Source organism: Streptomyces sp. NPDC031274 (assembly GCF_055570235.1).
This window is the reverse complement of the sequence record NZ_JBVIHP010000010.1, coordinates 129,804-154,090: the sequence shown is the minus strand read 5'-3', so window position 1 is coordinate 154,090 and position 24,287 is coordinate 129,804. Positions and strand designations below refer to the sequence as shown.

The window sequence follows — 24,287 nt, the reverse complement described above, 5'->3', positions numbered from 1 at the left end:
GGGGGTAGCAAAAAAGGACACACCAGAGAAATCCACCGGGTAAAAACACACCCCCCCCTCCCCCTCCCTCTCTCCGTGGGTGGTTCTTTCCCGGCCCCCCCCCCCGACAACGCAGCCAACAACGCGGCCGCCGAAGCAGTCGATGAAGCAGTCCTTACGTCTCCCTACGCCGGGTCGATACGGGAGACGCTGCCACCGATGTCGAGCACGTACAGCTCGCCCTTACCGCCCTGCACGAAGGAGATGACCTCGCCGCCGTTGACCCCGAGGTCGCTCGCGCCGGTCACCTTGCCGTCCTTCATCTGCAGGGCACGGATCGTGCCGTCGCAGTAGTCGCTGAACACGTACTGGCCCTTGAGGGCCGGGATCGCCTTGCCCCGGTAGACGTATCCGCCCGTCACCGAGCAGCCGAGGCCGGTGCGGTCGTACTCGTGGACCGGCGGCACATGGTTCGCGGGCTCCGTGCCGCCCCGGAAGGGATGGCTGCCCTCCATCTGGGACCAGCCGTAGTTCTCGCCGCCCTCGCTGTCGGACGGGGCCCAGTCGATCTCCTCCCAGTCGCTCTGGCCGACGTCACCGATGAGCAGGTCGCCCGTGCCCGCGTCGAAGGAGAACCGCCACGGGTTGCGCAGCCCGTACGCCCAGATCTCGCCCTTCGCGTTCGGGTCGTCCACGAAGGGGTTGTCCGCCGGGATCGCGTACGGCTTGCCGCCGCGCGGGTCGATCCGCAGGAGCTTGCCGAGCAGCGTGTCGAGCTTCTGCCCGTTGCCGTGCGGGTCACCTCCCGAACCGCCGTCGCCGAGCGCGATGTAGAGGTAGCCGTCGGGGCCGAACTTGATGTCGCCGCCGTTGTGGTTGGAATAGGGCTGCGTCTGTGTGAGGACGGTGCGCCGGGTCTCGGGCCGGATCTTGCCCTTGCGCACGGCGAACTCGTCCACGGTGCTTGTGCCTTCGAGGTTGGTGAACGAGATGTACAAGTGCGCGAACTTCTTGTCGAACGCGATGCCGAGGAGCCCGCGTTCACCGTCGGTGGTGGTCTCCTTGGATATGTCGAGTACGGGGTCACTGAGCCCCTTCTGGCCCAAGACCCGTACGGTGCCCGCGCGTTCGGCTACCCAGACCGTTCCACCGGGACCGGCGGTGCCCGCGGTCGGATTCGCGGCCGTCGTCACTTTCGTGAGCGCGACCTTCGGGGCCTGCTGTGCTGTGGCGGGCTCGTCTGCGGACGCCGTGGTCAGGGCGAGGGAAGCAACGAGGCAGAGGGTGCCGATGATCGCCGTGCTTCTGGTGCGAACTTTCACCGTGATCCTCCTGGAGGCGGCGAACGGGGAGGTCACCCAGTTGCGTGGGGAAGAGTCAGGCGGGTGCCGCGCGCGCCAGCACGCAACCTGGGTGGGGGGGATGGGGTGCTACTGGCCACGGATGAGGATACTGGGACAGGGATTGCTGGTATAGACCAAGACCGCAGTCATCTAAGTCCGTTACCCCCGACAGCTTCGGTGCCTCCGCCCCCTCCCCCCCCTGGAGGTCTCCCTCGCCCACAACTGCTCCTGGGCCCGCACGGCAGAAGCCATGCACCCGCACGTCGACACCGTCCACTACCGCATCGAACGGGTTCAGGACCTCACGACGGTCCGCGCCTGACCCACCGTGGTCAAAACGAAGTTTTCCATCCGCGGTGAGCCTTGGGCCAAGAGCCCAGGTGGGAGCGGGGCTTGACCCCCACGGACTGACGGCTCTCGGGAACCGTACTGGCTGCCGCTCGGACGTGGTGGCGCCCGATCGGCAGCATCAGCGGTCTACCCGACACGGGATCCTCCACGATGCGGCTGTCGAGGCCGAACACGGCGCGGACGCTCTCCTCCGTCAGTACGTCGGCGGGGGCACCCGTGGCATGCGGCCGACCGTCCGCGAGAGCGATCAGGTGGTCCGAGTACCGGGCGGCGAGGTTGAGGTCGTGGAGCACCATGACGATCGTGGTCCCGCGGCTGCGGTTCAGATCGGTGAGCAGGTCGAGCACCTCGATCTGGTGGCTGGCGTCGAGGAACGTGGTGGGTTCGTCCAGCAGGAGCAGATCGGTCTGCTGAGCCAGCGCCATCGCGATCCACACGCGCTGACGCTGGCCTCCGGACAGCTCGTCCACCGCGCGGTCCATGAGCGGCGTCGTCTGCGTCGCCTCCAGCGCGGCGGCCACGGCGGCGTCGTCCTTCGCGCTCCAGCGGGACAGGACGCCCTGGTGCGGATGGCGGCCGCGGCCGACCAGGTCCCCGACGGTGATGCCCTCGGGGGCCACCGGCGACTGCGGCAACAGGCCGAGGGTGCGGGCGAGTTCCTTCGCGGGCAGCCGGTGCACTTCTTTGCCGTCGAGCACGACGCGGCCCGCACGGGGTGCGAGAAGCCGGGACATGGACCGGAGCAGCGTCGATTTGCCGCAGGCGTTGGCGCCCACGATCCCGGTGATCTGTCCGGGCGGCACCGTCAGGTCGAGGGAGTCGATCACGGTGCGGTCGCCGTAGCCGAGCGTGAGCCCCTCGGCGGTGAGGACGTGGTCCGTGGTCAAAGCGAGCCTCCGGCCCTGTTGGTACGAACGATCAGGTAGATGAGGTAGGGCGCGCCGAGGACGCCGGTGACGATGCCGACCGGAAACCGCGTCCCGAGGGCGTACTGCCCCACGAAGTCGGCGACGAGCACGAGCAGGGAGCCGACGAGGCCCGCGGGTACGAGGAGCGAACCGCCACGGCCCACGAGTCGGGCCGCGAGGGGGCCGGAGAGGAACGCCACGAACGCGATCGGCCCGGACGCCGCCGTGGCGAAGGCGATGAGGCCGACCGCCGCGACGATCACCGTGACCCGGACCCGTTCGACGCGGACCCCCAGCGCGGCGGCGGTGTCGTCGCCCAGCTGCATCGCTGACAGGTCCCGCGAACGGGAGAGGAGCACCGGGCCGAGGACCGCGAGCGCGACGACCACGGGCACGGTCTGCTCCCATGCCGCGCCGTTGAGACTGCCGGTCAGCCAACGTGACGCCTCCTGGAGGTCCCACTCGGCAGCCTGCGACAGTACGTACGAGGTGATGCTGTCGAGCATCGCGGAGACGCCGATGCCGATCAGGATCAGCCGGGTTCCGACGACGCCGTCCCGGAAAGCCAGTGTGTACACGAGCAGGGCCACAGCGAGGCCGGCGACGATCGCCAGGACCGACACCTGCGTCGCGCCGAGAGACAGGGTGACGATCGCGAGGGCCGCCGCGGCGCTCGCACCGGAGCTGATGCCGATGATGTCCGGGCTTGCCAGCGGGTTGCGCAGCATCGTCTGGAAGGTGACACCGGCGAGACCGAAGCAGAATCCGGCCACCACGGCGAGCACCGCGCGGGGCAGCCGCAGCCGTCCGACGGTGAACGACGCGCCCGGCACCTGTTCACCCATGATCACCCGGGCCACCTCATCGGGCCGGTAGAACGTCTCCCCCACCATCAGGGTCACGGCAAACCCGGCCACGACGAGCACGGCCAGGACCGTGATCACTGTCCGGCGCCGGGACGCGCGGCGCACCCGTGCGCGGGACACGGTCCCGGCCGACGCGGTGTCCCCCAGCGGGTCGGTGATGGTCACACTCACAGGGCACGCACCTTCTGCCGACGGACGATCCAGATGAAGAACGGGCCGCCGATCAGCGCCGTCAGAATGCCGACGTCGATCTCCGCCGGACGTGCGACGATCCGTCCGATGACGTCGGCGCCGGTGAGCAGGACCCCGCCGAGCAGCGCCGAGAACGGCAGCAGCCAGCGGTGGTCCACGCCGATGAGCAGGCGGCACGTGTGCGGGACGACCAGGCCGACGAAGGCGATCGGCCCGGCGACGGCCGTGGCCGCGCCGCACAGGACGACGGCGCCGAGTGCGGCCGTGCCGCGAGCCAGCGCGACCCGCTCCCCGAGACCGGCCGCGACCTCGTCGCCCAGGGCGAGCGAGTTCAGCGAGCGCGCCGACAGCAGACAGATGAGGAGGCCCACCACGAGGAACGGCAGGACCAGGCCCACGCGTTCGAAGGTCGCTCCGCCGACGCCGCCGATCTGCCAGAGCCGGAAGCTGCCGTTCACGTCGTTGCGCGGCAGCACGACGGCGCTCACCAGCGACGTGAATGCCGCCGTCGTGGCGGCTCCGGCGAGCGCCAGCTTGAGAGGGGTGGCGCCTCCGCGGCCCAGCGAGCCGATCGTGTAGACGAACACCGCGGAGACCGCGGCACCGGCCATCGCGACCCAGATGTACCCGGTCGGCGAAGCGAGGCCGAAGAACGCGACTGCGGTGACGACGGCGAGCGAGGCTCCCATGTTGACCCCGAGGATGCCCGGGTCCGCCAGCGGATTACGGGTGACGCCCTGCATGACGCCACCGGCAAGGCCGAGCGCCGCGCCGATCAGCACAGCGAGGACCGTACGGGGTATCCGCTTCGCGGCGGCCGCCTGTGCCAGCGAGTCGTCCGCGCCGCCGAGCGCCGCCCAGATGTCGGACCACCCGACGGCGCGTGAGCCAAGGGCGACGGAGGCCACCATGACCGCACCCAGCGCCACCGCCGCCAGCAGAAGCCACATGAGACGGGCCTGTGTCGGGTGCCGCCGCGCCGCAGCGGCACCCTTCACCTGGCGGGTGTCGACCGCTGTCACGGGACCTTGTCCGCGGCCTTGGCGAGGGCCGCCACGTAGTCGTCCAGTACGTACCCGATCGACAAGGGGGTGGGGTTGGCCGCGGTCGCGAGCGGGGTGCTGCCGGGGAGCATGTACGCCGAACCGCGCTTGAGCGCGGGCATCTTGGACAGCACCGGGTCCTTCCGCAGCTGCTTGAGCAGCTCGCCCTTCTCGTCGCCGTACCCGACGACGATGTCGACGTCGTCGAACGTGTCGATCCGCTCGGCGCTCTGCGTCAGGACGAACTTGTCCGTCCCCTCGGACAACTTGCCGATGCTCCCGGGAGTCTTCAGACCGAGGTCCTCGAAGAACTGCGTCCGCGTGTCATGCGTGGTGTAGAAGCCGACCTTGCTGACGTTCTTGGGGTCGACGTGCGTCATGAACATCGCCGACTTCCCCTTCAGCTGCGGGTACTTGCTGAAAGCCTTGCGGATGTCCCCCTCGATGCCCTTGACCAGCTTCTCGCCTTCCGGGGCCAGGCCGATGGCCTTGCTGTTCTGCCGGATGATCTCTCGCCAGGGGGTCGCCCACGGAGCGTCCGGGTACGCGACCACGGGGGCTATCTCACTGAGCGTCTTGTAGTCCTTCTTCGTCAGACCGGAGTACGACGCGAGAATCACGTCGGGGCGCGTGTCGGCCACGGCCTCGAAGTCGATGCCGTCGGTCTCGTCGAACAGCACGGGAGTGTCGGCCTTCAACTCCTTGAGCCGCTTCTCGGTCCAGGGCAGCACCCCGTCACCGTCGTCGTCCCCGAAGTTCGCCTTGGCCATGCCGACCGGTACGACTCCGAGTGCCAGCGGTACCTCGTCGTTGGCCCAGTTCACCGTGGCCACGCGCTTCGGCTTCTCCGGGATGGTCGATGTCCCGAGAGCGTGCTTGATCGTCACGGGGAAGGCGCCGGACTGGCCCCCCTTGTCGCTTTTACCGCCGTTGTCGGTATCGGCCGTGCCGCATGCGGAGAGCCCCAGGAGGGTCACCGCCGCAGCGAGCAGACGAAGGCGTTGCGAACGCATCAGTCCGTACTCCGCTTCGGAATGTCAGTGCTGGATGTGCACGCCCGATCGCGAGAAGGCGAGGGCGCACGGCGCCGCGCGGCGCCTGAAGGTTAGGTAAACCTTGCCTTCGTACCTTAAGGAAAGGGGGACGACTGTCGCAATCGACCATTTGAGACAGCCGATGTCGCGATCGGGACATCTCCACCCGACACCACTGCTCGACGCCACCGCCCGGCGTCGCTGTCCGGCGTCGCTGTCCGGCGTCGCTGTCCGGCGTCGCTGTCCGGCGTCGCTGTCCGGCATCACTGTCCGGCACAGGGCGATTCAGCGCGTACGGAAGGCGCCCGGGGTAAGCCCCGTCGTACGCCGGAATGCCACGCCGAAGGCACTCGCCGACCGGTAGCCCACATGCTCCGCGACGGTATCGACTTCCCAGCCGCGGGCGAGCAGCATGACCGCGTGCTGCACACGGACCGCCCCCACCCAGCGCGCGAAACTGGTTCCCGTCTCGGCGTGGAACGCCCGGGTCACCGTGCGCGTGCTCACCCCCAGCTCGGCGGCCCAGTCCGCCAGCGTCCGCGGATCACCGGGGTTCTCCCGTACGGCCGCGGCGACGGGATGCAGCAGGGTCGACGTCGGCACCTGGACCTGCAGCTCACGCGGGGAGGGTTGCAGTACGTCGAGCACCATCGCCTCGGTCACGTCCCTTGAGGCGGGCGGGAGTTGAGGATCGTTCAGGCGCTCAAGCAGCAGCCTGAGCAGCGGGGTGACATCGACGGCCACCGGCACGTCGGAGATCGAGTTCGTGGCGCCGTAGCCGAAGAAGGCGGCACGGAACCAGGTGCCGGCCACCGCTGATCCCGAGTGCAGCGCGCCCGCGGGCATCCACAGAGCCAGCGTGGGCGTGGTGGTCCAGACGCGTGCACCGACGACGACCGTGGAGGCGCCACGCTCGTTCCAGAGCAGTTCGTGGAAGGGGTGGGAGTGCTCCCCCCAGACGGTGTCGCACGCGACGGTTTCGTCGTACCCCTGGATGACGAAGGGCATCACCACCGAGCCGGGCGCGTGCACCGGCAGCTCCCTGAGCTCCCTGCTCACGCCCGCGCCCCGCCTGAACGCGCGACGAAGGCAGCAAAGACACGGACGGCTCCAGCAGCCTGGTGAACGAGGTGCATCGCTCCAGACTACGGCTGGCCGCATCGCCACATGAGGTCAGTCAGGCACGGCCGGAACCGGCGAGGTCGTCCCCCTTGCCGCCCCGGCCGTCGGCGTCCAGGTCGATGTGGATGCGGCTGTCGCATCTCAGCGGGCTTGGGCGATCTCCCAGCTCGTTGCCGCCACGTCGAGTCCCGTTCGCACTCCGTCGACGACCTCTCCGGGGCTCTCGGGGATGTTGATACCTCCATCGCCGTCGTGGCCATCGCTCGCATGAGCGGATCCGGAGGCGGCAAGGGCCGCGGTTGCAAGGGTCAGGGCAATGACGGCCCGCTTGGCGTTCTTCATGCCCATTTGAACGATCATGAGGTGCTCAGGTTGCGCTCACCCCGCAACTCAGGTGGCCCCGTTCCCCGAGGCCGTAGATGCCGGAGGAACTTTTTCAGACACACGCTTGACGTAATCCGTCACGTTCCAGCCACCCGCGTACGTGGGGCCGAGCTGCGTCGTTCATCCCTCCACAACGCAGCGGTTGCGGGATGGTAATGATCTGACCAGCGATAATGCAGGATTCCTTCATTGACGGTGGTCAGAGCACTCGATACCTTCGCCACCATGACGCACACAGCCCCCACGGACACCATCGACGAGCTGGACCAGCGCATCATCGCCGCGCTCCAGCTCAACGGTCGTGCCCCGTGGAGCGCTCTGGCGCGCTGGGTGGGTGCCAGCGAGACAACCGCCCAGCGTCGGTACCGCTCCTTGCGTGAGCGGGGGCTGCTTCGGGTCGTCGGCACCCTGGAGCTGGACCGGACGAGGGAGGGGTCCTCCATGCTCGTACGGGTCCAGGCCAGGCCGGGCCAGGGTCTGGCCGCCGCCGACCGGCTCACCGAGAGTCCGGACGTCCGCTTCGTGGCCGTGGTCACCGGCGCCGCCGATCTGATCGTCGACTTCGTTGCCCGCGACAACGAGGAGATGATGCGGATTCTCTTCACCGACCTGCCCGCGGCCGACCTCATCACCAGCACCGAGGCCGTACCTGTCATCCGCGCCTTCGTCTCGGCGTCCATGTGGGACACCGGGCTGCTGTCCGCCGAGGCCGCGGCCGATCTGCGGCCCGCGTCCCTGGCGTCCTCGTGCGACCGGGAGGACTGGGACATGACGCCACAAGCGCTCATGCCCCTGGAGCAGGATCTCGTCGCGGCGCTCAAGGAGGACGGCCGTACCCAGGTCAGCGTGCTGGCCCGGCGGCTGGGTCACACCGAGTCCGGCGTCGCACGGGCCATGGAACGGCTCATCGCCCGCGGCGTCCTGCAGTTCCGCACCCTGGCCGATCCCTCGTTGCTCGGCTACGACGCGGAGTTCATGGTCTGGCTCTCGATCGAGCCCGACCGGCTCGACGCGGCGGGACGGCAGCTCGCACGGCATCCGGGAACCAAGTTCCTGGGCGCGGCGACCGGGCGCTTCAACCTCGTCGGACACATGGTGCTACCTCGCCGTGCCGACCTCTACCGCTACACCAGCGACGTCATCGGCAGACTGCCCGGCCTGCTCGCCTCCGACGTGACCCTGCATCTCGTCACCATGAAGTACTCCTGGCACCGGATGGTCCGCCCCGTCTGAGCGGGCTCCCGGCCCCCGTATCGCGTCGGCTCACGCCTTCGCGCACTTCCTTCACCTCTCCCCTGTACCTTCCCCGACCCTCGTGGAGTCACCATGCCCACAGACGACTCCGGCCTGCCCGCAGAGAGCTGGCGCTGGACCGAACAGACCTGGCGCGGCCACGTGGACGCCGTGCGCGCCGGACGGCGGCTGGTCCCCGACCGCTGGCCCGGCAACGCCCGGGTCGCGGTCGCCCTGTCCTTCGACTCCGACCACGAGACGATCCCGCTGCGCGACGGAGAGACCAGTCCTGGCCGACTCGCCCAGGGCGAGTACGGGGCACGCGTCGGCGCGGCCCGGATCCTGGAGCTGCTCGCCCATCACCGTGTGCCTGCGACGTTCTTCATGCCGGCGGTCTCCGCCCTGATCCACCCCGAGGAGGCGCGCTCGTACACGTGCGACGGACACGAACTGGCCGTCCACGGCTGGATCCACGAGCGGAACATGCTCCTTGGACGCGATGACGAGAGAGAGCTGACCGCCCGCGCCCTGGACACTCTGGAGACCCTGACCGGGCAACGGCCGGTGGGAATCCGCACACCGTCCTGGGACTTCTCGGGCTCCACCCTCGACATCATGCTCGAACTCGGCTTCGCCTACGACTCTTCACTGATGGCTGACGACGAGCCGTACGAGATCGTCGCTGAGGGCAGCCCCACCGGTCTGGTCGAGATCCCCGTGGACTGGATCCGGGACGACGCCCCCTACTTCACGATGGACCGTTACGGGTCCGTCCGCCCGCACAGCCGTCCGCGCGACGTCATGGAGATCTGGGCCGACGAGTTCGACGCCGCCCACCGCGACGGCGGCGTCTTCCAACTCACCCTGCACCCGCACGTCATCGGTCACCGCTCACGTCTGGTGGCGCTGCGCGGGCTTCTGGACCACATCACCGCCCACTCCGACGTCTGGTTCGCCACGCACGCCCAGCTCGCCGACTCGGCCCGCACCGTGCTGACCGGCACGACGACCTCCCGTACCGTCCCCGACGCCCCGGAGCACACGCCATGAACACAGGATCCGCAGCAACCGCAGGTCCGCTGCCCCAGGACGGCGACTCCCCCTCCCCCGGCAGGCTGAACGGCGCCCAGCGCAAGGCCATCGTCGCCGGCACCATCGGCAACACCGTCGAGTGGGTCGACTGGGCCCTGTACTCCATCTTCGCCAAGGTCATCGCCGACGAGTTCTTCCCCAAGGGCGACGGAGCGGTGGCCCTCCTGTCCACGCTCGCCGTGTTCGCCGTCGGCTTCGTGATGCGCCCGGTGGGCGCCGCCGTGCTCGGCGCCTACGCCGACCGTCACGGCCGCAAGAAGGGCATGACCATCACCGTCGCCCTGATGGCGGGTGCCGGGTTCGCCATCGCCATCACCCCGAACTACGACACCATCGGCGTGCTCTCACCGCTCATCCTGCTCATCGCACGGCTCGTGCAGGGCTTCTCCGCGGGCGGCGAGTTCGGTTCCTCCTCCGCCTTCCTCGTGGAGTCGGCTGCTCGGGGCAGGCGCGCGTTCGCCGGCTCCTGGCAGCAGGTCTCGGTGGCGGGCGGCGTCCTCATCGCCTCCCTTCTGGGCACCCTCACGACCTCGTTGCTGAGCGACGACGCCGTGCACTCCTGGGGCTGGCGCGCCGCGTTCGTCTTCGGCGGACTCCTCGGCCTGGTCGGTCTGTGGCTGCGGGTCTCCGTGGCGGACACCGAGTCCTTCAGCCAGGCCCAGGACGCGGGCCGGACCCGTACCAACCCCGTCAAGGCCATGTTCGTCGAACATCCCGCGGCGACGCTGCGCGTCGTCGGCATCACCATCGCGGGCACTCTGACCTACTACATCTGGGTCAACTACCTTCCCACGTACGCGAATCTGACCACCGGCATCGCGCTGAAGACCGCCCTCCTGTCGCAGACTCTGTGTCTCATCGTCTTCGTCGTCGCGCTGCCGTTCGCGGGACTGCTCTCGGACCGAATCGGCCGCAAACCGACCATGGCGGGCTTCGCCGCCGGATTCGTCGTCCTGGCATGGCCCCTGCTGCACCTGCTCGACGGCAGCTTCCTCAGCCTGTTCCTGGTCCAGCTCACCGGCATGCTGCTGATCCTGGGCTACTCCGCCAACTGCGCCGTCATCATGGCCGAACAGTTCCCGCCGGAGGTCCGCGCCACCGGCATCGCCCTGCCCTACGCCCTGGCCGTCGCGGTCTTCGGCGGCACCGCTCCGTACCTCACCACCTGGCTGCACGAGAGCGGCCACAGCGACCTGCTGTGGATCTACGTCTCCGCCGCGGCACTGATCTCCCTCGTCGTCTACCTCACGATGCCGGAGACCAAGGACAAGGAGTTCGACTGATGACGGCTCATGTGATCGTCACCGGCGCCGCGGGCGGCATCGGCGCCGCGATAGCCGCGGAGTTCGCCGCCCAGGGCTCACTGCTCACACTCGCCGACCGCGATGCCACGGCTCTTGAACGGACAGCAGCACGGCTGGGCGGTGGCACGAGGGCGCACGCCGCTGACCTGACCGACCCGGACGCCCCCTCCGCCCTGGTCGAGAGGGCGTGGACGGAGCACGGCCCTGTCGACGTCCTGGTCAACGCGGCCGGTGTCTACCCGTCCCTGGACATGGCGGACATCGACGCCCGCACCTGGGACCGGCTGTTCGCCGTCAACCTGCGCGCCCCGGTCCTGGCCACCGCCGCGTTCGCCCGGCTCGCCGTGGCGGACGGGCGACCCGGCGCGGTCGTCAACATCTCGTCCGGTTCCGCACTGCGGTCCCGGCCCGGCGGGGGCCCCTACGCCAGTTCCAAGGCCGCCCTGGAGATGGCCACTCGCGCCGCCGCCCTGGAACTGGGCCCGCACGGCATCCGCGTGAACGCCGTCAGCCCCGGCTTCGTCCAGGTCGCCAGCGACTGCAACCCCGTGTCCACCGAGTACGCGGCGGCCATCGGCACCAACCCGCTGGGCCGCCCCGGCAGTCCGCACGACATCGCCCGTGCCGTGTGCTGGATCGCCGGCCCGGACGCCTCCTGGATCACCGGTGAGGTGCTGCGGGTGGACGGCGGATCCAGTACGGGCGCACTGCACCTGCCCCGCATCTGGCAACCCGGCGACACCCCCGCCGCCCCACTGCCCGCGACACCGGTCGCCCCCACGGAAGGACCCACGCCATGACCGCCCCCTCCACCAAGCGGGCCGCCTACACCGTCGTCGGCGCAGGCGCGATCGGCGGCACGCTCGCCTTCGCCCTCGCGCGGGCCGGCCACCCCGTCACCGTCGTCGACACCGACCCGGCCCATGTGGCGGCGATCCGAGCCGACGGACTCGTCGTCGAGCACGGCGGCACTCGCACCAGTGTGCCGGTCGCCGCGACCACACCGGAGGAGTTCGACGGAACCCTCGGACGGGTCTTGCTGGCCGTGAAGGCTCAGGCCACAGCGACCGCCGCAGCCTGGATCGCGCCCCGCCTGGCACCCGACGGATGTGTGGTCTCCCTCCAGAACGGCTTCAACGAGGACCTCATCGCCCAGCACGTGGGCGCCCGCCGCACCGTCGCCGCGTTCGTCAACATCTTCGCCGACGTCATCGAGCCAGGGGTCATCCTGGACGGCGGCGCCGGCGCGCTCGTTCTCGGCGAGCCCGGCGGCGCCCCGGTCAGTGCCCGTGTCCGTTCCCTCGTGTCCGACCTGCACAGCTGGGGTCCGGCGTTGGCCAGCGACAACGTCGAGGGCTATCTGTGGGCCAAGGCCGGCTTCGGCGCGATGCTCGCCGCCACCGCTCTCGCCGACGCCCCCATGGCCGACCTCATCGACCGGCACCGGGCCGCCATGGCCGGACTGACGGGAGAGATCTTCGCCGTGTCCGACCGCCTCGGCATCACCCTGGAGGCATTCGACGCCTTCGATCCGCACCCGCTGCGGCCGGGGCAGGACCCGGCCGCACGCGATGCCGCCTTCGACCGCCTGACCTCGTGGCTGCGTACGCAGACGAAAGACCGCAGCGGCATCTGGCGCGATCTCGCCGTACGCCGCCGGCCCGTGGAGGCCACCACCCACTACACCGGCGTCTTCGACCATGCGGCCCGCGAGGGGCTGCCCACCACACTCCTGCGCACGGTCATGGACGGTCTGCTCGAACTGGAGGGCGCACCACACCAGATGTCGGAGTCGCGCCTGGAGAGCCTCGACCGCCTCGCCGAGCCCCCGATACGCGCGCGTCTGCCGGAGGCGGAGCAGGCCGAGGCGGTACGGGGCTGGCTCGACGAGCACCGCGAGGAGATGGTCGCCGACCTCGCCGCGTACACCTCCCAGGGGAGCGCCAGCGACGACCCCGGGGAACTGGACGCCTGCCTGAGCTGGCTGCGTGGCTGGCTCGACCGGCGTCTGGGCGCACCGGACGCCGAGGAGATCCTCCCCCGCGCGGGCGCCGGGGACATACTCGTGCGCCGCTACCCGGCCCGTGACACGGCCTGCGAGGACACCCGGCCGGTGTTGCTCCTCGGCCACTACGACACCGTCTGGCCGACCGGCACCCTCGGCGAATGGCCCTTCCGACGGGACGGCGACCACATCAGCGGGCCGGGTGTCTTCGACATGAAGGCCGGTCTGGTGCAGGCCGTGTGGGCGCTGCGCGCGCTCGACGCGCTGGGCCTGCCCCGGCCGTCCTGCACCCTGATGCTGAACGGCGACGAGGAGACCGGCAGCCTCTGCTCCCACGAGGCCATCGTCGACGAGTCCCGCGGCAGCAGGCTCGCCATGGTCTTCGAGGCGGCCGCCGACGGCGCGATCAAAACGGCCCGAAAGGGAGTGGGGCTGTTCACACTCACGGTCACCGGGAAGGAGGCCCATGCCGGGCTCGATCCGACCGTCGGGGCGAGTGCGGTCGACGAACTGGCGCATCAGATCCTGCACTTGGCCGACCTGCGCGACGCCGACGCCGGCACTTCGCTCAACGTGGGTGTGGTGCAGGGCGGCACCCGCAGCAACGTCACCGCGGGAAGGGCCGTCGGCCGCATCGACGTGCGTGTCGCCACCGCGGCCGAGCAGAAGCGCGTCACCGAGGCCCTTGCCGCATTGCGCCCGGTGGACCCCCGGACCCTCGTGGAAGTCAGCGGGGACTGGAACCGCCCCGTCTTCGAGCGCACCGCACAAGTCGCCGCCTACGCGGAATTGGCCCGCCGGTGCGCGGCGCTGCTCGGAGAGAACCTGCGCGAGACGTCCGTCGGAGGCGCCAGCGACGGAAACTTCGTGGTCGCCGCGGGGACACCGGTCCTTGACGGCATCGGTGCGGTCGGCTCAGGCGCCCACGCCCGGTCGGAGAACACCTCGGTATCCGGCATGACCGAACGCTCCGCGCTGACAGCCACGGTGCTGGCGTCTCTGGCCGGTTGACGCGCGGCCCCGCCCGGCCGACACGAGACGCACCCGGGGGGTGAGGAGGCGGTCGAACGGTGTCCGGCTGTCGGCTGGGCAGCGCGTACCCCCTCCGTATGTCTCAGAGGCAGGGCATACTGCAAGTATGGGCACTGACCCTCTGGACCACCCGTCCGCTACAGGCGACGCCGCACAGCCCCCCGAGACGCGCGAGCAAGGGGCCGATGAACAACGAGTGGTCGACGAACGGGAGCGCGCCGCTGACGCCCGCGAGGCCCTCGCCGATGAGCGGGAAGCCGCCGCCGACGAGCGGGAAGCAGCTGGGGACACGTGGCAGGACCAGCTCACCGCTAAGGAGAAGCGCCTGGACGCACGGCGTCGTGCGGCGGGGGATCCGACTCCCAGCATACGGACGCGCTCGTACGAGCAGCTCGACCGGACCCAGGGCCTGCTGACCGCCAGCCAGGAGCGTCTGGACCGCAACGAGGCAGCACTGCACCGTACGGATGCGACGGACTTGCGGGAGCAGGAAGCCATCGACCGGGAGACAGACGCCTCCACCGCGCGGATAGCGGCGCAGGGTCCGGCGCCACTCAGGGCCCTGCAGACCCAGGCAGACCAGCTTCGGGAGCAGGCCACAGCGGCGGCCGAGTCACTGGCCACAGCCGAGGAGCACCTGGCACGCGAGCACGAAAAGCATCACCGCGCCCAGCAAGCCGCGGAACACCGACACCACGCCGCGCAGGCCCGCACTGCGGCCAGCGCCCTGCGCGCCATCGACGGGCCGCCGCCCGACGGCGACGACGCCCCATTGAAACCTCTGTGACCCCGGCGGCAAGCCGTCAGCGTTTGGGTTAGGGCGGCTCTCCCGGCTCTTGTCTGAACCGGAGAGCCTGGGCGCGGCAGACCTCCGGAGGGTTTGATCACTGACCAGCGCCGTGTACACCGAGTCCCCTTTCGTGCGGCAACCACACATGCGCAGCTCCGGCATCCGCACCAGCCGTGCGCCGATCACGCCCCGGCTCGCTGCAGCGAGGGCCCGTGCCGGCGCTGCTGCCATCCGTCTCCGAGGTGGCCGCTGTACCGCTGGATACCGACCAGGCCCGTGAACGCTGGTCCCGGTTCGCTCCGGCGGCATTTCTGGCTCAGCACCGCAAGAGGGGGCGATGCCGCACCACACGCTCACCCCGTATCTGCCTGCCCCGGACGCGCACCCTGGCCCCACCCTGCCCAGCGCCATCAACGGCCTGGGTGTGCACACCGTGTTCGCCTCGGCGGGAACAGACCGCTCTGCCTCGTGGGCAGCAGGCCCGCTTCCCATCAGCCAGCCGCGGGCATACCATTCATACAGGGTAGTTGGGCTCACGCCCCGCCCCGGACTCCCAGCCCCCGAGCCGTGACAGACTCCCACGCTTTCACGAGACCGGCTGGAGCCGCATCGCCGACTACACAGCTCCAGCCGCCGCCCTCCGGGGCGTGACGGCCAACGGGGCTCAATTCCGCAGCCCCTGGCGCCCGGAGGGCATCTCGCGCGAGGACCGATCGAGGGGGAGCCTCGGCACCTCGCGCCCTGGCCGCCGCCGCACCCGCGCGGCGGCGGCCTAACATCCCAATCCTCCCACTGCGGGCGCCGCATGTCCGTGATCCGGCACATTCCCCGGTGGAACCCACCACGGCGCGGCGACGAACACCCCGCCGGACAACGGGCCTTCGCCACCTTGATCAACAACCGGGACGGCGCCCGATCGCAGAACGCCCATGATGTCGTGCGTAACTCACCCGAAGTCCGCGAAGGCGCCCTCGCCCGTGAAGGCCAGCTTGGCGAAGCGTTCGCCCATCCGGCGATGGGTAGCGGCGTCGGGGTGGATCCCGTCGGGCAGCGGCAACTCGGCGGAGTCGGCCTCCCCGTACATGTCGCGGCCGTCCAAGTAGTAGAGGTGCGGGTCTTCGGCCGCTCGCTGCTCCACGATCCGGGCCAACTCTTCACGGATGACGCCGAGGGTCAGCTTCCCGCTCCTGATCTCCTCCGGGTCGCCCATGGCGACGAACCCGAACCGTCCCTCGCCGATGGCGCTGAAGTCCGGCGCGCTGGGGCCCGGCGTGTCCTCATGAATGGGACACAGAACGGGCGAGACGACCAGCAGTGGTGTGGTGGGGTGCCCCTCTCGAATGGTGTCGAGAAAGCCGTGGACGGCGGGACCGAAGGCGCGCAGGCGCATCAGGTCGGCGTTGACCACGTTGATGCCGATCTTGATGCTGAGCAGGTCGGCGGGGGTGTCCCGCATGGCTCGGGCCGTGAACGGGTCGAGCAGGGCGCTGCCGCCGAGGCCGAGGTTGATCAGCTCCACCCCGCTGAGGGAGGCGGCGAGCGCCGGCCAGGTGGTGGTGGGGCTCGCGGCGTCGGAGCCGTGGCTGATCGAACTGCCGTGGTGCAGCCACACCTTGCGGCCCGAGTCCGGTGCGGGCTCGATGGGCGCGTCGGTGCGCAGGGCGACCAGTTCGGTGGTCTCGTTGTGCGGCAGCCAGATCTCGATGCCCTTGACGCCGTCGGGCAGTTCGGTGAATCGCAGGGTGCCGACCGGGCCGGACCGGCGCTCGGCGGATCCGGCTTCCATGTCGATGGTCAGGGTGTTGCCGCCGCTCACAGCGGCCTGACCGGCTAGGCGTCCGTCGACGAGCAGGTCGTACAGGCCATCCGGCCTGGGCGGGGCGCCGACGTAGACGCGCTTGGTGGGCAGCGTGTCCAGTTCGATGGCGGTGGCCCGGGTGCGGAAGACAAGGCGTACACCTGAGGGCTGGGACTCCGCCATGGCCAGCTGTCCGTCGGAGCACTGGGCGCGGGCCCGTGCGGGCAGCCGGTGCGGCAGGACGCCGTGCGCGGTCCGCTCCAGATCGAGTGCGCCGCGCAGGATGTCCGCGGTGATGGGTGTGGTGATCCAGTCGTGCTCGGTGCTGTCCATGGCCTCCGCCTGCTGTTCAAGGTTTCTGATGTGTCGCCGAGGAGCGCCGACCAGTCGGTCGTACGTCGCCACTCGCGCGGCAGCCGACTCGGCCGGCGCGGGGCCCTGGTCAAGGCTGGGGCCAGTTGCGCAGCAGGGCGTCGAGAGCGTCCAGGACGCGTGACCACGTCTCCTGCGAGTCGGGTTCGCTGTGGCTGAAACCCCCTGCCATCTCCAGGCTCACGTAGCCGTGGAAGACGCTCCCCAGCATCCGGACCGCGTGGGTCTGGTCGGGCTCCGTCAGGTCGTAGCCGCGCAGGATCGCCCTCGTCATCTGTGCGTGCCTGCCGCCGGCGCTGGCGGCCGCCGCCTCCGGGTCGAGCCTCAGTTGAGCCGCGGCGTAGCGTCCGGGGTGCTCCCGGGCGAAGTCGCGATAGACGTTGGCGAGCGCGATCAGGGCGTCCTTCCCGGCCCGCCCCGCCAGGGCGGCGGCCCCCCGGTCGGCCAGTTCCTCCAGGGAGAGGAGAGCGATCCTCGTCTTGAGGTCCTGGGAGTTCTTCAGATGCGAGTAGAGACTCGCGACCTTGACGTCGAAGCGCCTTGCGAGCGCCGAGACGGTCACCTGGTCGAAGCCGACCTCGTCGGCCATCTCCGCCCCGGCCAGAGCCAGGCGCTCCGCGGTCAGTCCTGCGCGAACCATGCCCTTCCTCTCCTTCGGCATAACCGATTATGCAGATACCTAATACCTTTAGGCAAATCAGCTAGCCACGCAGGACACAGGGGGCAATCTCAGACCGGCACCCTCAGACCGTCTTGACCGTGCCCCCGTCGATCACGTGGTCCGCACCGGTGATGTTGCCCGCCACATCGGAGAGCAGGAACGTGATCAGCGACGCCACCTCCTGGGGCTCGGTGATCCGCCCGGTGGTGATGCCGAACACCTCCGGGATCTGCTCGAGGAACGCCCCGTGCTCGGCCCCGAAACCAGCAGCGACCTTGCCGCCGAAGCCGTCGGGGTCCTCCCAGATGGCAGTGCGCACCACGCCGGGCGAGACGGTGTTGACCCGTACACCCCGCGGCCCGAACTCCTCGGCCAGCGACTTGCCCAGCGAGGTGAGCGCCGCCTTGGCCGCGCTGTAGGCGACGGGACCGGCCGCGGGCAGACGGGAGTTGATGGACGAGACGTTGACGATCGCGCCCCGGCGCTCGATGAGGCTGGGCAGCGCGGCGCGGCTGACGCGGACCGCGCTGAGCAGGTTGAGGTCGAAGACGCCCTGCCACTGCGTGTCGTCGGTGTCGAGGAAGCCGATCGGCTCCACGGCGTCACCGGCGCCGACGTTGTTCACCAGCAGGTCGATGCCACCCAGCTCGACGAAGGCGACGTCCATGAGCGCACCCACGCCCTCCGGAGTGCCGAGGTCGGCCGATACCGCGAAGGCTCCCGTCTCCTTGAGTTCGGGGGTGATGGTGCGCGCCGCACCCACGACACGCACACCCTCGTCCACCAGCGCCCTGACGGTGGCCAGGCCGATCCCGCGACTGGCACCGGTGACGACGGCGGTCTTGCCATTGAGGTCGAGCTTCATGCTGTTCCGTCTCCTTCAAGAGAACACTTCTTGACCTACAGGTACAAAAAATGGGCACACGTCAGCAGTGACAGTGCAAAAAACACTGCGAACCACCGAATGCCGAATTTTCGAGAACTGAATGTTGAATGCTGAATGGACATATGGGCGGATGGGCGAATTCCGCCGAGAACTCACTCAGCGGCGACGGCGCGGGAAGGCGTCAGAGGGAGTCGACCATCACGTCGATCACCCTGGAAAGGCGCTCCGGCCCTTCCGCGACCCGCCCCATCAGCCGCAGACCGACGACCGTGGTCAGCAACAGACTCCCGACGGCGCGAGCGTCACGGCCGGAGGCGATCTCCCCCGCCCGCTGCCCCTTCTCCACCATCGCGGAGAAGGCTTCCTCGGTACGGTCGAACATGCGCCGGACGAGGTCGGTCGCCACCTCGTCCGTCACCGCCAACTCCGCCGCGGTGTTCACCGCCATACAACCGCGCCGGTCCGGGTCGGCGAGGTCCATCTCGACGAGCAGCCACAGCGCCGCGCGCAACCGCTCCTTCACCGGCCCCGGCTCCTCCAGCATCTCGATGAGAGCCACGGCCTGACTGTCGCGGTAGCGGCGCAGCGCCCGTTCGAACAGCGCATGCTTGCTGCCGAAGGTGTTGTAGAGACTGCCCTTGCCGATACCGAGCGCGTCAACGAGATCCTGGGGCGTGGTGGCGGCATATCCCTTGCGCCAGAACACGTCCATGGCCCGCTCGACGGCGGCGTCCGGATCGAACTGCTTCGGCCTTCCCATGATCAGGAGCCTAGGCTGTTATTGACCTACAGGTCAAGAACTTTCCTCAGGCAGAGCTCAGGCAGCTCGACGCACCCGCGCCGCCTTACGCGCCTCCACCATCTCGCGGGATTCGGCGGCCCGGCGAGAGCCGCCGCCGGAGCGACCGGGCTGCCCCAGACGCGTGCCCATCCCCCGGAAGGGGGCGCCGCCGCGCTGCTTGGGGCGCTCTATGGGCGCACTGCCGCCGATCGGCACGCCGGAAGGCGCCTTCGCGCCCGTGATGCGGCTCAACGCGGCCTCACCGGAACGGACTTGAGTGATCTGCGGCCGGATCCCGGCGGCGGACATCAGACGGCTCATGTCGCGGCGCTGGTTCGGTGTGACCAGGGTGACGACGCTGCCGGACTCACCGGCGCGGGCCGTACGGCCGCCACGGTGCAGGTAGTCCTTGTGGTCGCTGGGCGGGTCGACGTTCACGACCAGGTCGAGGTTGTCGACGTGGATGCCGCGGGCCGCGACGTTCGTGGCCACCAGGACCGTCACGGCGCCGGTCTTGAACTGGGCGAGCGTGCGGGTGCGCTGCGGCTGGGACTTCCCGCCGTGCAGCGCGGCCGCGCGTACGCCGCTGCCCATCAAGTGCTTGGTGAACTGGTCGACGGCGTGCTTGGTGTCCAGGAACATGAGCACCCGGCCCTCGCGCGCCGCGATCTCGGTGGCGGTCGCCATCTTGTCGGCGCCGTGCACGTGCAGTTCGTGGTGCTCCATCGTGGTGACCGCACCCTTGGAGGGGTCGACCGAGTGGACGACCGGGTCATGGAGGTAGCTGCGGACCAAGAGGTCGACATTGCGGTCCAGCGTGGCGGAGAACAGCATCCGCTGGCCGTCGGGCCGCACCTGGTCGAGCAGCTCGGTGACCTGGGGCATGAAGCCCATGTCGGCCATCTGGTCGGCCTCGTCCAGAACGGTGATGCTCACCCGGTCCAGGCGGCAGTCCTTGCGCTCGATGAGGTCCTTCAGGCGCCCGGGCGTCGCGACGAGCACTTCGGCCCCGGATCGCAGCGCACCGGCCTGCCGGCCGATCGACATGCCGCCGACCACCGTGGCGAGCTTCAGCTTCAGGGCACGGGCGTACGGAGTAAGTGCCTCGGTTACCTGCTGGGCGAGCTCCCGGGTGGGGACCAGGACAAGGGCGAGAGGCCGCTTCGACTCGGCGCGCTGACCGGCGGTGCGCACGAGGAGCGGGAGCCCGAAGGCGAGGGTCTTGCCGGATCCGGTGCGGCCACGGCCCAGTACGTCCCGGCCCGCGAGGGCGTTCGGCAGCGTGGCCGCCTGGATCGGGAACGGCTCGGTCACGCCGAGATCGGTGAGCGTCTTCAGCAGCGGCGCGGGCATGTCGAGCTCGGCGAAGGTCTCCGCCGCCGGGAGGCCCGGGGTGATGGTGACCGGCAGTGCGAACTCGCCCTGCGGGGCGGCGGGGCGGCGTCCCTGGCCGCCGGAGCGGTTGCCGGGACGGGGGCCGCCACCGTTGCGGGAGTTGGCGCCGTTGCGGGGGTTGGCACCGCGGGGGCCGCCACTGTTACGGGGGTTGGAATAGCGATCGTTCGTGCGAGCTGAACGGTTCACGTAGAACCTTCCTCGATATGGCACGCATCGAGGAATTCTCGGCGGGTATCGACCGAAGGAATTGCAAGCACGAGCCGAATAAAAGACAAACTTCTGTAAACAGCAACGAGCTGGTGCCCGCACCGTGAGGTGCGGGCACCAGCGTCGTCTTACGCTTCAGCGTCAGGCAGGAACGATGTTCTCGGCCTGCGGGCCCTTCTGGCCCTGAGTGACATCGAAGTTCACCTTCTGGCCTTCCTGAAGCTCACGGAAGCCCTGGGTGGCGATGTTCGAGTAGTGGGCGAAGACGTCGGGGCCGCCACCCTCCTGCTCGATGAAGCCGAAGCCCTTTTCCGAGTTGAACCACTTCACGGTGCCAGTAGCCATACTAAATATCTCCTTCGGGGCAAGCCCGGGACCCGCACTGTGCGAACCCCGGCGTCGCCACGTTGATTGCCCCGTCCGGAAAACTTCTCCGGAAATACAAAAGTGCCCGGCGGAAATTTATCCACCAAAGGCACTTGAAGTCTTATGGGAACCACAACTGCAACTACGATCAACAGTAGCACGAGATGAGCGTCACGGCACGGGCAAGCTGCGCACATTTCGCCCGACCGGCCGAGAGACCGCACCACATTGCGGAAATTTCTGGACCTCCGGTCTCATTCGGGGCGAGAAATGACCCGCTGGAGCAGGCCACGCCAGGCCACGCAGGGCCGCCCTTCCGGTCCTTCGCCCGCCTGCACGATGCTCGCCGCGCTCGCCGCGCTCGCCGCGCTCGCGCCGAAGGTGCGGACCGTGGTGGACGGCCAGGAGAACTTCCCCGGCGCACGTGTCCGGTTCATCCCCGGCCACGCTCCCGGGCACTCCGCCTACGTCACCACGTCGGGCGGCCAGAGCCCGGATGAACAAGGCCCGGACGGGCCGGACTCGAACGAAGGACAGTTCAACACTGAAACGCACATTCCATTGCAATCTTGTTATGTATTGACTCCTTGACGCCGGGAACGCCCCAGGGTTGGCTTTCAGCCACCTCGGATCACAACAAAGCGGTCCGATCGAGGAAGTGGGCGAATGAGAACCCGTACGCGTGAAGCCACCGTCGCCGTATCTGTCAGCGCCCTGGCACTCTCGCTTGCCGCATGCGGCAGCCTCCTGGGATCCGACGACGACGCAAACAAGGCCGCGAGGAAGGGTGACGCGGTCACCGTCGGCCTGCTCCTGCCCGAAGCGGAGACGGCTCGCTACGAGAAGTTCGACCACCCCATCATCGAGAAGCAGGTCAAGAAGCTCACCAACGGCAAGGGCAAGCTCGTCTACGCCAACGCCGACGAGGACGCCGCCAAGCAGAGCGACCAGCTCGGCCAGATGGTCGCCGACAAGGTCGACGTGATCCTGGTGAGCGCCGTGGACGCGAAGAAGATCGCACCGGCGGTCAAGAAGGCGAAGGAAGCGAACATTCCCGTCATCGCCTACGACCGGCTCGCCGAGGGCCCCGTCTCCGGGTACGTGGCCTTCGACAACGAACTGGTCGGCCAGGTCCAGGGGCAGGCGATCCTGAGGGCGCTCGACAGCGGAAACCGCAAGAAGAGCAAGATCGTCATGATCAACGGTTCACCGACCGACCCGAACGCCGCCGCCTTCAAGGAAGGCGCGCTCTCCCAGCTCCGCAACCAGGTGGTCATCGCCAAGTCGTACGACACCCAGGGCTGGAAGCCGCAGACGGCCGGCGCCCACATGACCGAGGCGATCACCGCGATCGGCAAGGACAACATCGCCGCCGTCTACTCCGCCAACGACGGCATGGCGGGCGGCGTCATCAAGGCCCTCAAGGCCGCCGGGCTCACCGACCTGCCGCCGGTCACCGGACAGGACGCGGAGCTGTCGGCCGTCCAGCGGATCGTCACGGGCGAGCAGTACATGAGCGTCTACAAGCCCTATCCGGAGGAGGCTGTCGGCGCCGCGCAGATGGCTGTCCGGATCGCCCAGGGCCGCATGGTCGAGTTCGACGCCCTGGCCGGGGACAAGTCCGAGAACGCCACCACGAAGAACATCCCCTCCCTGCTGGTCTCGGTGCGCCCCATGACACGGGACACCATCAAGTCCACGGTCATCAAGGACGGCATCTACAAGACCAAGGAGATCTGCACGTCCGAGTTCAAGGCGGCGTGCGCGACGGTGGGCCTCAAGGGCTGAGGACCGGGGTCTCTGCCGTGGGCGAAGGCACTGAGGTACAGAGGTAGAGGTGCTGAAGTACAGGGGTGCTGAGGTACAGAGGTACAGAGGTGCTGAGCCTCGGCGCCATCACACCGTCCTGTCCTGTGCGGAGATCGACGTGGACTTCGGCGATACGCCCGTCCTGCCTGCCACCTGCCTCGACGGCCAGGACCTGGACACGGTGGAGAGGGCCAGACGGCCGCTGACATTCAGCTTCGTCCGTAGCCCTCCGCCGACGCCTGCTCGGGCACGCGTCCGACAGGGCAGTTGTGGCTGACCGTGTCCGCGAAGGCCTTGGCCAAGGGGGACAGTGCGTCCCAGCGGCGTACCGCCCAGCCGGTCCACAGCGTGGGCAGCTCCGGGATGGGGATCAGGTGCAGATCGGGGTGGCCTGGACCGCGCCACCCCGGCAGATCGGGGACGATCGCGTGGCCGAGGCCGAGTTCGGCCAGCAGGAGGGCGGTGTCCCAGTCGGCGACGCTGGTGTCGGAGGCCGGACTGATGCCGTGCTCGGTGAACCAGGCGTCCAGGCGCGCGCGTGAGGTCGTTTCCGCCGGGAGCCCGATGAGCTGAATTTCGGCCAAGTCGGCTGTGGTGATCAGCGGCTTCGTCGCGATGGGGTCGTCCCGGTGGACGGCGAGCACCCAGGGAAGTTCGATGACGGGGCGTTGCTCGATGCCCTTCACCGGTGCGCCGAGGGTGATCCAGGCCAGGTCGAGACCGCCCGCGATGAGGGCGTCGAAGCAGCTGCGGCTGGAGTGCGCGGTCTGGAATTCGAGGCTCACCTGGGGATGGCGGTGCCGGAAGGCGACGATCGCGTCGGACAGGAAGTGCCGCACCGTCGTGGCGCCGGTGGTGATCCGTACCGATCCGGCCTCGCCGTGCACCAGATCGTTCAGCCGACGCAGGGCGTGGTCGATGTCGCCGAGGCCGCCGGCCGCCGCGTTCTGCAGGAGCTGTCCGGCCGGGGTGGGTACGACTCCGCGCGGATGGCGTTCGAGGAGGCTGAGCCCCAGCTCCCGCTCCAGGCGCTTGATGTGCTGGCTGACCGCCGACTGCGTACAGGAGAGGTCGCGGGCGACGGCGCTGAGGCTGCCCGTTCGGCAGGCGGCCACGAAGACACGTAGGTCGTCGAGAGTCATGGACGGTGAAGCTACAGCTTGGAGGTCTGCAAGGAAACCCGAGGATTGACTTGGGTGTTGGGTCGGCGGGACGATCATCTCGGGCCCAAAGGCGGCAACCTGGCCCGGGGCCCCCAGCCCCCCGAGGGGGTGGGGGGGGGGGGGGGGGCGCCATCTCTCCCTCCCCCCCCAAACCTCCCTCCCCCCCCC

At 69.3% G+C, this 24,287-nt stretch carries 23 protein-coding genes; 8 read left to right on the top strand and 15 right to left on the bottom strand.

The window, feature by feature from the left end; translation table 11 throughout:
* Nucleotides 1–164: 164 nt before the first annotated feature.
* Nucleotides 165–1,301, bottom strand: coding sequence for a PQQ-dependent sugar dehydrogenase (locus tag ACZ5CR_RS18265; RefSeq protein ID WP_468858517.1), 1,137 nt, complete (start codon nt 1,299–1,301; stop codon nt 165–167).
* A gap of 220 nt (nt 1,302–1,521) precedes the next feature.
* Here ACZ5CR_RS18265 and ACZ5CR_RS18260 point away from each other — a divergent pair, with 220 nt between their 5' ends.
* Nucleotides 1,522–1,644, top strand: coding sequence for a helix-turn-helix domain-containing protein (locus ACZ5CR_RS18260; protein WP_468858821.1), 123 nt, complete (start codon nt 1,522–1,524; stop codon nt 1,642–1,644).
* A 10-nt stretch (nt 1,645–1,654) separates the two neighbouring features.
* Here the strand turns inward: ACZ5CR_RS18260 and ACZ5CR_RS18255 are convergent, their stop codons facing one another.
* The 6 genes from ACZ5CR_RS18255 to ACZ5CR_RS18230 all read right to left on the bottom strand — a co-directional run bounded on the left by ACZ5CR_RS18255 (nt 1,655) and on the right by ACZ5CR_RS18230 (nt 7,186).
* Complete coding sequence (locus ACZ5CR_RS18255) at nt 1,655–2,560, bottom strand: ABC transporter ATP-binding protein (protein ID WP_468858514.1); 906 nt, start codon at nt 2,558–2,560, stop codon at nt 1,655–1,657.
* Entirely contained in the window at nt 2,557–3,612 is a 1,056-nt protein-coding gene (locus ACZ5CR_RS18250; RefSeq protein WP_468858818.1) for a FecCD family ABC transporter permease, read from the bottom strand. Before ACZ5CR_RS18250 ends, ACZ5CR_RS18255 begins: the two co-directional genes overlap by 4 nt.
* Nucleotides 3,613–3,614: 2 nt before the next feature.
* Nucleotides 3,615–4,661, bottom strand: coding sequence for a FecCD family ABC transporter permease (locus ACZ5CR_RS18245; RefSeq protein WP_468858512.1), 1,047 nt, complete (start codon nt 4,659–4,661; stop codon nt 3,615–3,617).
* Nucleotides 4,658–5,695 (bottom strand): iron-siderophore ABC transporter substrate-binding protein, encoded by a 1,038-nt coding sequence (locus ACZ5CR_RS18240; RefSeq protein WP_468858509.1) that lies wholly within the window; start codon nt 5,693–5,695, stop codon nt 4,658–4,660. Before ACZ5CR_RS18240 ends, ACZ5CR_RS18245 begins: the two co-directional genes overlap by 4 nt.
* Before the next feature lie 306 nt (nt 5,696–6,001).
* Nucleotides 6,002–6,775 carry a helix-turn-helix transcriptional regulator gene (locus tag ACZ5CR_RS18235; RefSeq protein WP_468858506.1) on the bottom strand — a complete coding sequence of 258 codons (774 nt, stop codon included), beginning with the start codon at nt 6,773–6,775 and terminating at the stop codon, nt 6,002–6,004.
* Nucleotides 6,776–6,979: 204 nt separating this feature from the next.
* The gene (locus ACZ5CR_RS18230; protein ID WP_468858503.1) at nt 6,980–7,186 is read right to left on the bottom strand and encodes a hypothetical protein; all 207 of its coding nucleotides are present in this window, start codon (nt 7,184–7,186) and stop codon (nt 6,980–6,982) included.
* Nucleotides 7,187–7,447: 261 nt separating this feature from the next.
* On the opposite strand from ACZ5CR_RS18230, the gene ACZ5CR_RS18225 reads away from it, so the two are divergent.
* The 6 genes from ACZ5CR_RS18225 (at nt 7,448) to ACZ5CR_RS18200 (ending at nt 14,675) form a co-directional block, all read left to right on the top strand.
* Nucleotides 7,448–8,455 carry an Lrp/AsnC family transcriptional regulator gene (locus ACZ5CR_RS18225; protein WP_468858500.1) on the top strand — a complete coding sequence of 336 codons (1,008 nt, stop codon included), beginning with the start codon at nt 7,448–7,450 and terminating at the stop codon, nt 8,453–8,455.
* Between the two features lie 93 nt (nt 8,456–8,548).
* Nucleotides 8,549–9,505 (top strand): polysaccharide deacetylase family protein, encoded by a 957-nt coding sequence (locus ACZ5CR_RS18220; RefSeq protein ID WP_468858497.1) that lies wholly within the window; start codon nt 8,549–8,551, stop codon nt 9,503–9,505.
* Nucleotides 9,502–10,830 carry an MFS transporter gene (locus ACZ5CR_RS18215; RefSeq protein ID WP_468858494.1) on the top strand — a complete coding sequence of 443 codons (1,329 nt, stop codon included), beginning with the start codon at nt 9,502–9,504 and terminating at the stop codon, nt 10,828–10,830. Before ACZ5CR_RS18220 ends, ACZ5CR_RS18215 begins: the two co-directional genes overlap by 4 nt.
* Nucleotides 10,830–11,651 (top strand): SDR family NAD(P)-dependent oxidoreductase, encoded by an 822-nt coding sequence (locus ACZ5CR_RS18210; RefSeq protein ID WP_468858491.1) that lies wholly within the window; start codon nt 10,830–10,832, stop codon nt 11,649–11,651. Before ACZ5CR_RS18215 ends, ACZ5CR_RS18210 begins: the two co-directional genes overlap by 1 nt.
* The gene (locus tag ACZ5CR_RS18205) at nt 11,648–13,867 is read left to right on the top strand and encodes a M20/M25/M40 family metallo-hydrolase (protein WP_468858488.1); all 2,220 of its coding nucleotides are present in this window, start codon (nt 11,648–11,650) and stop codon (nt 13,865–13,867) included. The genes ACZ5CR_RS18210 and ACZ5CR_RS18205 overlap by 4 nt, the downstream gene beginning before the upstream one ends.
* 127 nt (nt 13,868–13,994) lie before the next feature.
* Nucleotides 13,995–14,675 carry a hypothetical protein gene (locus ACZ5CR_RS18200; RefSeq protein ID WP_468858485.1) on the top strand — a complete coding sequence of 227 codons (681 nt, stop codon included), beginning with the start codon at nt 13,995–13,997 and terminating at the stop codon, nt 14,673–14,675.
* A 949-nt stretch (nt 14,676–15,624) separates the two neighbouring features.
* On the opposite strand, the gene ACZ5CR_RS18195 is transcribed toward ACZ5CR_RS18200, so the two are convergent.
* The 7 genes from ACZ5CR_RS18195 to ACZ5CR_RS18165 form a co-directional block, all read right to left on the bottom strand.
* Nucleotides 15,625–16,809, bottom strand: a complete 1,185-nt coding sequence (locus ACZ5CR_RS18195; protein ID WP_468858483.1) for a GDSL-type esterase/lipase family protein — start codon at nt 16,807–16,809, stop codon at nt 15,625–15,627.
* A 109-nt stretch (nt 16,810–16,918) separates the two neighbouring features.
* On the bottom strand, nt 16,919–17,488 hold the full coding sequence (locus ACZ5CR_RS18190; RefSeq protein WP_468858480.1) for a TetR/AcrR family transcriptional regulator: 570 nt from the start codon (nt 17,486–17,488) through the stop codon (nt 16,919–16,921).
* A gap of 103 nt (nt 17,489–17,591) precedes the next feature.
* Entirely contained in the window at nt 17,592–18,374 is a 783-nt protein-coding gene (locus ACZ5CR_RS18185; RefSeq protein ID WP_468858478.1) for an oxidoreductase, read from the bottom strand.
* 202 nt (nt 18,375–18,576) lie between these two features.
* A complete protein-coding gene (locus ACZ5CR_RS18180) occupies nt 18,577–19,155 on the bottom strand; it encodes a TetR/AcrR family transcriptional regulator (protein WP_468858475.1) in 579 nt (192 codons plus the stop codon).
* A gap of 57 nt (nt 19,156–19,212) precedes the next feature.
* A complete protein-coding gene (locus tag ACZ5CR_RS18175) occupies nt 19,213–20,760 on the bottom strand; it encodes a DEAD/DEAH box helicase (RefSeq protein WP_468858472.1) in 1,548 nt (515 codons plus the stop codon).
* 162 nt (nt 20,761–20,922) lie between these two features.
* A complete protein-coding gene (locus ACZ5CR_RS18170) occupies nt 20,923–21,126 on the bottom strand; it encodes a cold-shock protein (RefSeq protein WP_100598391.1) in 204 nt (67 codons plus the stop codon).
* A 275-nt stretch (nt 21,127–21,401) separates the two neighbouring features.
* Entirely contained in the window at nt 21,402–21,584 is a 183-nt protein-coding gene (locus tag ACZ5CR_RS18165) for a hypothetical protein (protein WP_468858470.1), read from the bottom strand.
* A 229-nt stretch (nt 21,585–21,813) separates the two neighbouring features.
* Between ACZ5CR_RS18165 and ACZ5CR_RS18160 the strand changes: the two genes are divergently transcribed.
* Nucleotides 21,814–22,935 (top strand): sugar ABC transporter substrate-binding protein, encoded by a 1,122-nt coding sequence (locus ACZ5CR_RS18160; protein ID WP_468858467.1) that lies wholly within the window; start codon nt 21,814–21,816, stop codon nt 22,933–22,935.
* 230 nt (nt 22,936–23,165) lie between these two features.
* On the opposite strand, the gene ACZ5CR_RS18155 is transcribed toward ACZ5CR_RS18160, so the two are convergent.
* On the bottom strand, nt 23,166–24,098 hold the full coding sequence (locus ACZ5CR_RS18155; RefSeq protein WP_468858464.1) for a LysR family transcriptional regulator: 933 nt from the start codon (nt 24,096–24,098) through the stop codon (nt 23,166–23,168).
* Nucleotides 24,099–24,287 lie beyond the last annotated feature (189 nt).

Bases quoted from the DNA above. Each gene is read 5' to 3' on its own strand.
- ACZ5CR_RS18240 (WP_468858509.1), bottom strand. From the start codon at position 5,695: ATGCGTTCGCAACGCCTTCGTCTGCTCGCTGCGGCGGTGACCCTCCTG.
- ACZ5CR_RS18230 (WP_468858503.1), bottom strand. From the start codon at position 7,186: ATGGGCATGAAGAACGCCAAGCGGGCCGTCATTGCCCTGACCCTTGCA.
- ACZ5CR_RS18225 (WP_468858500.1), top strand. From the start codon at position 7,448: ATGACGCACACAGCCCCCACGGACACCATCGACGAGCTGGACCAGCGC.
- ACZ5CR_RS18220 (WP_468858497.1), top strand. From the start codon at position 8,549: ATGCCCACAGACGACTCCGGCCTGCCCGCAGAGAGCTGGCGCTGGACC.
- ACZ5CR_RS18215 (WP_468858494.1), top strand. From the start codon at position 9,502: ATGAACACAGGATCCGCAGCAACCGCAGGTCCGCTGCCCCAGGACGGC.
- ACZ5CR_RS18210 (WP_468858491.1), top strand. From the start codon at position 10,830: ATGACGGCTCATGTGATCGTCACCGGCGCCGCGGGCGGCATCGGCGCC.
- ACZ5CR_RS18205 (WP_468858488.1), top strand. From the start codon at position 11,648: ATGACCGCCCCCTCCACCAAGCGGGCCGCCTACACCGTCGTCGGCGCA.
- ACZ5CR_RS18200 (WP_468858485.1), top strand. From the start codon at position 13,995: ATGGGCACTGACCCTCTGGACCACCCGTCCGCTACAGGCGACGCCGCA.
- ACZ5CR_RS18195 (WP_468858483.1), bottom strand. From the start codon at position 16,809: ATGGACAGCACCGAGCACGACTGGATCACCACACCCATCACCGCGGAC.
- ACZ5CR_RS18190 (WP_468858480.1), bottom strand. From the start codon at position 17,488: ATGGTTCGCGCAGGACTGACCGCGGAGCGCCTGGCTCTGGCCGGGGCG.
- ACZ5CR_RS18185 (WP_468858478.1), bottom strand. From the start codon at position 18,374: ATGAAGCTCGACCTCAATGGCAAGACCGCCGTCGTCACCGGTGCCAGT.
- ACZ5CR_RS18180 (WP_468858475.1), bottom strand. From the start codon at position 19,155: ATGGGAAGGCCGAAGCAGTTCGATCCGGACGCCGCCGTCGAGCGGGCC.
- ACZ5CR_RS18170 (WP_100598391.1), bottom strand. From the start codon at position 21,126: ATGGCTACTGGCACCGTGAAGTGGTTCAACTCGGAAAAGGGCTTCGGC.
- ACZ5CR_RS18165 (WP_468858470.1), bottom strand. From the start codon at position 21,584: ATGAACCGGACACGTGCGCCGGGGAAGTTCTCCTGGCCGTCCACCACG.
- ACZ5CR_RS18160 (WP_468858467.1), top strand. From the start codon at position 21,814: ATGAGAACCCGTACGCGTGAAGCCACCGTCGCCGTATCTGTCAGCGCC.
- ACZ5CR_RS18155 (WP_468858464.1), bottom strand. From the start codon at position 24,098: ATGACTCTCGACGACCTACGTGTCTTCGTGGCCGCCTGCCGAACGGGC.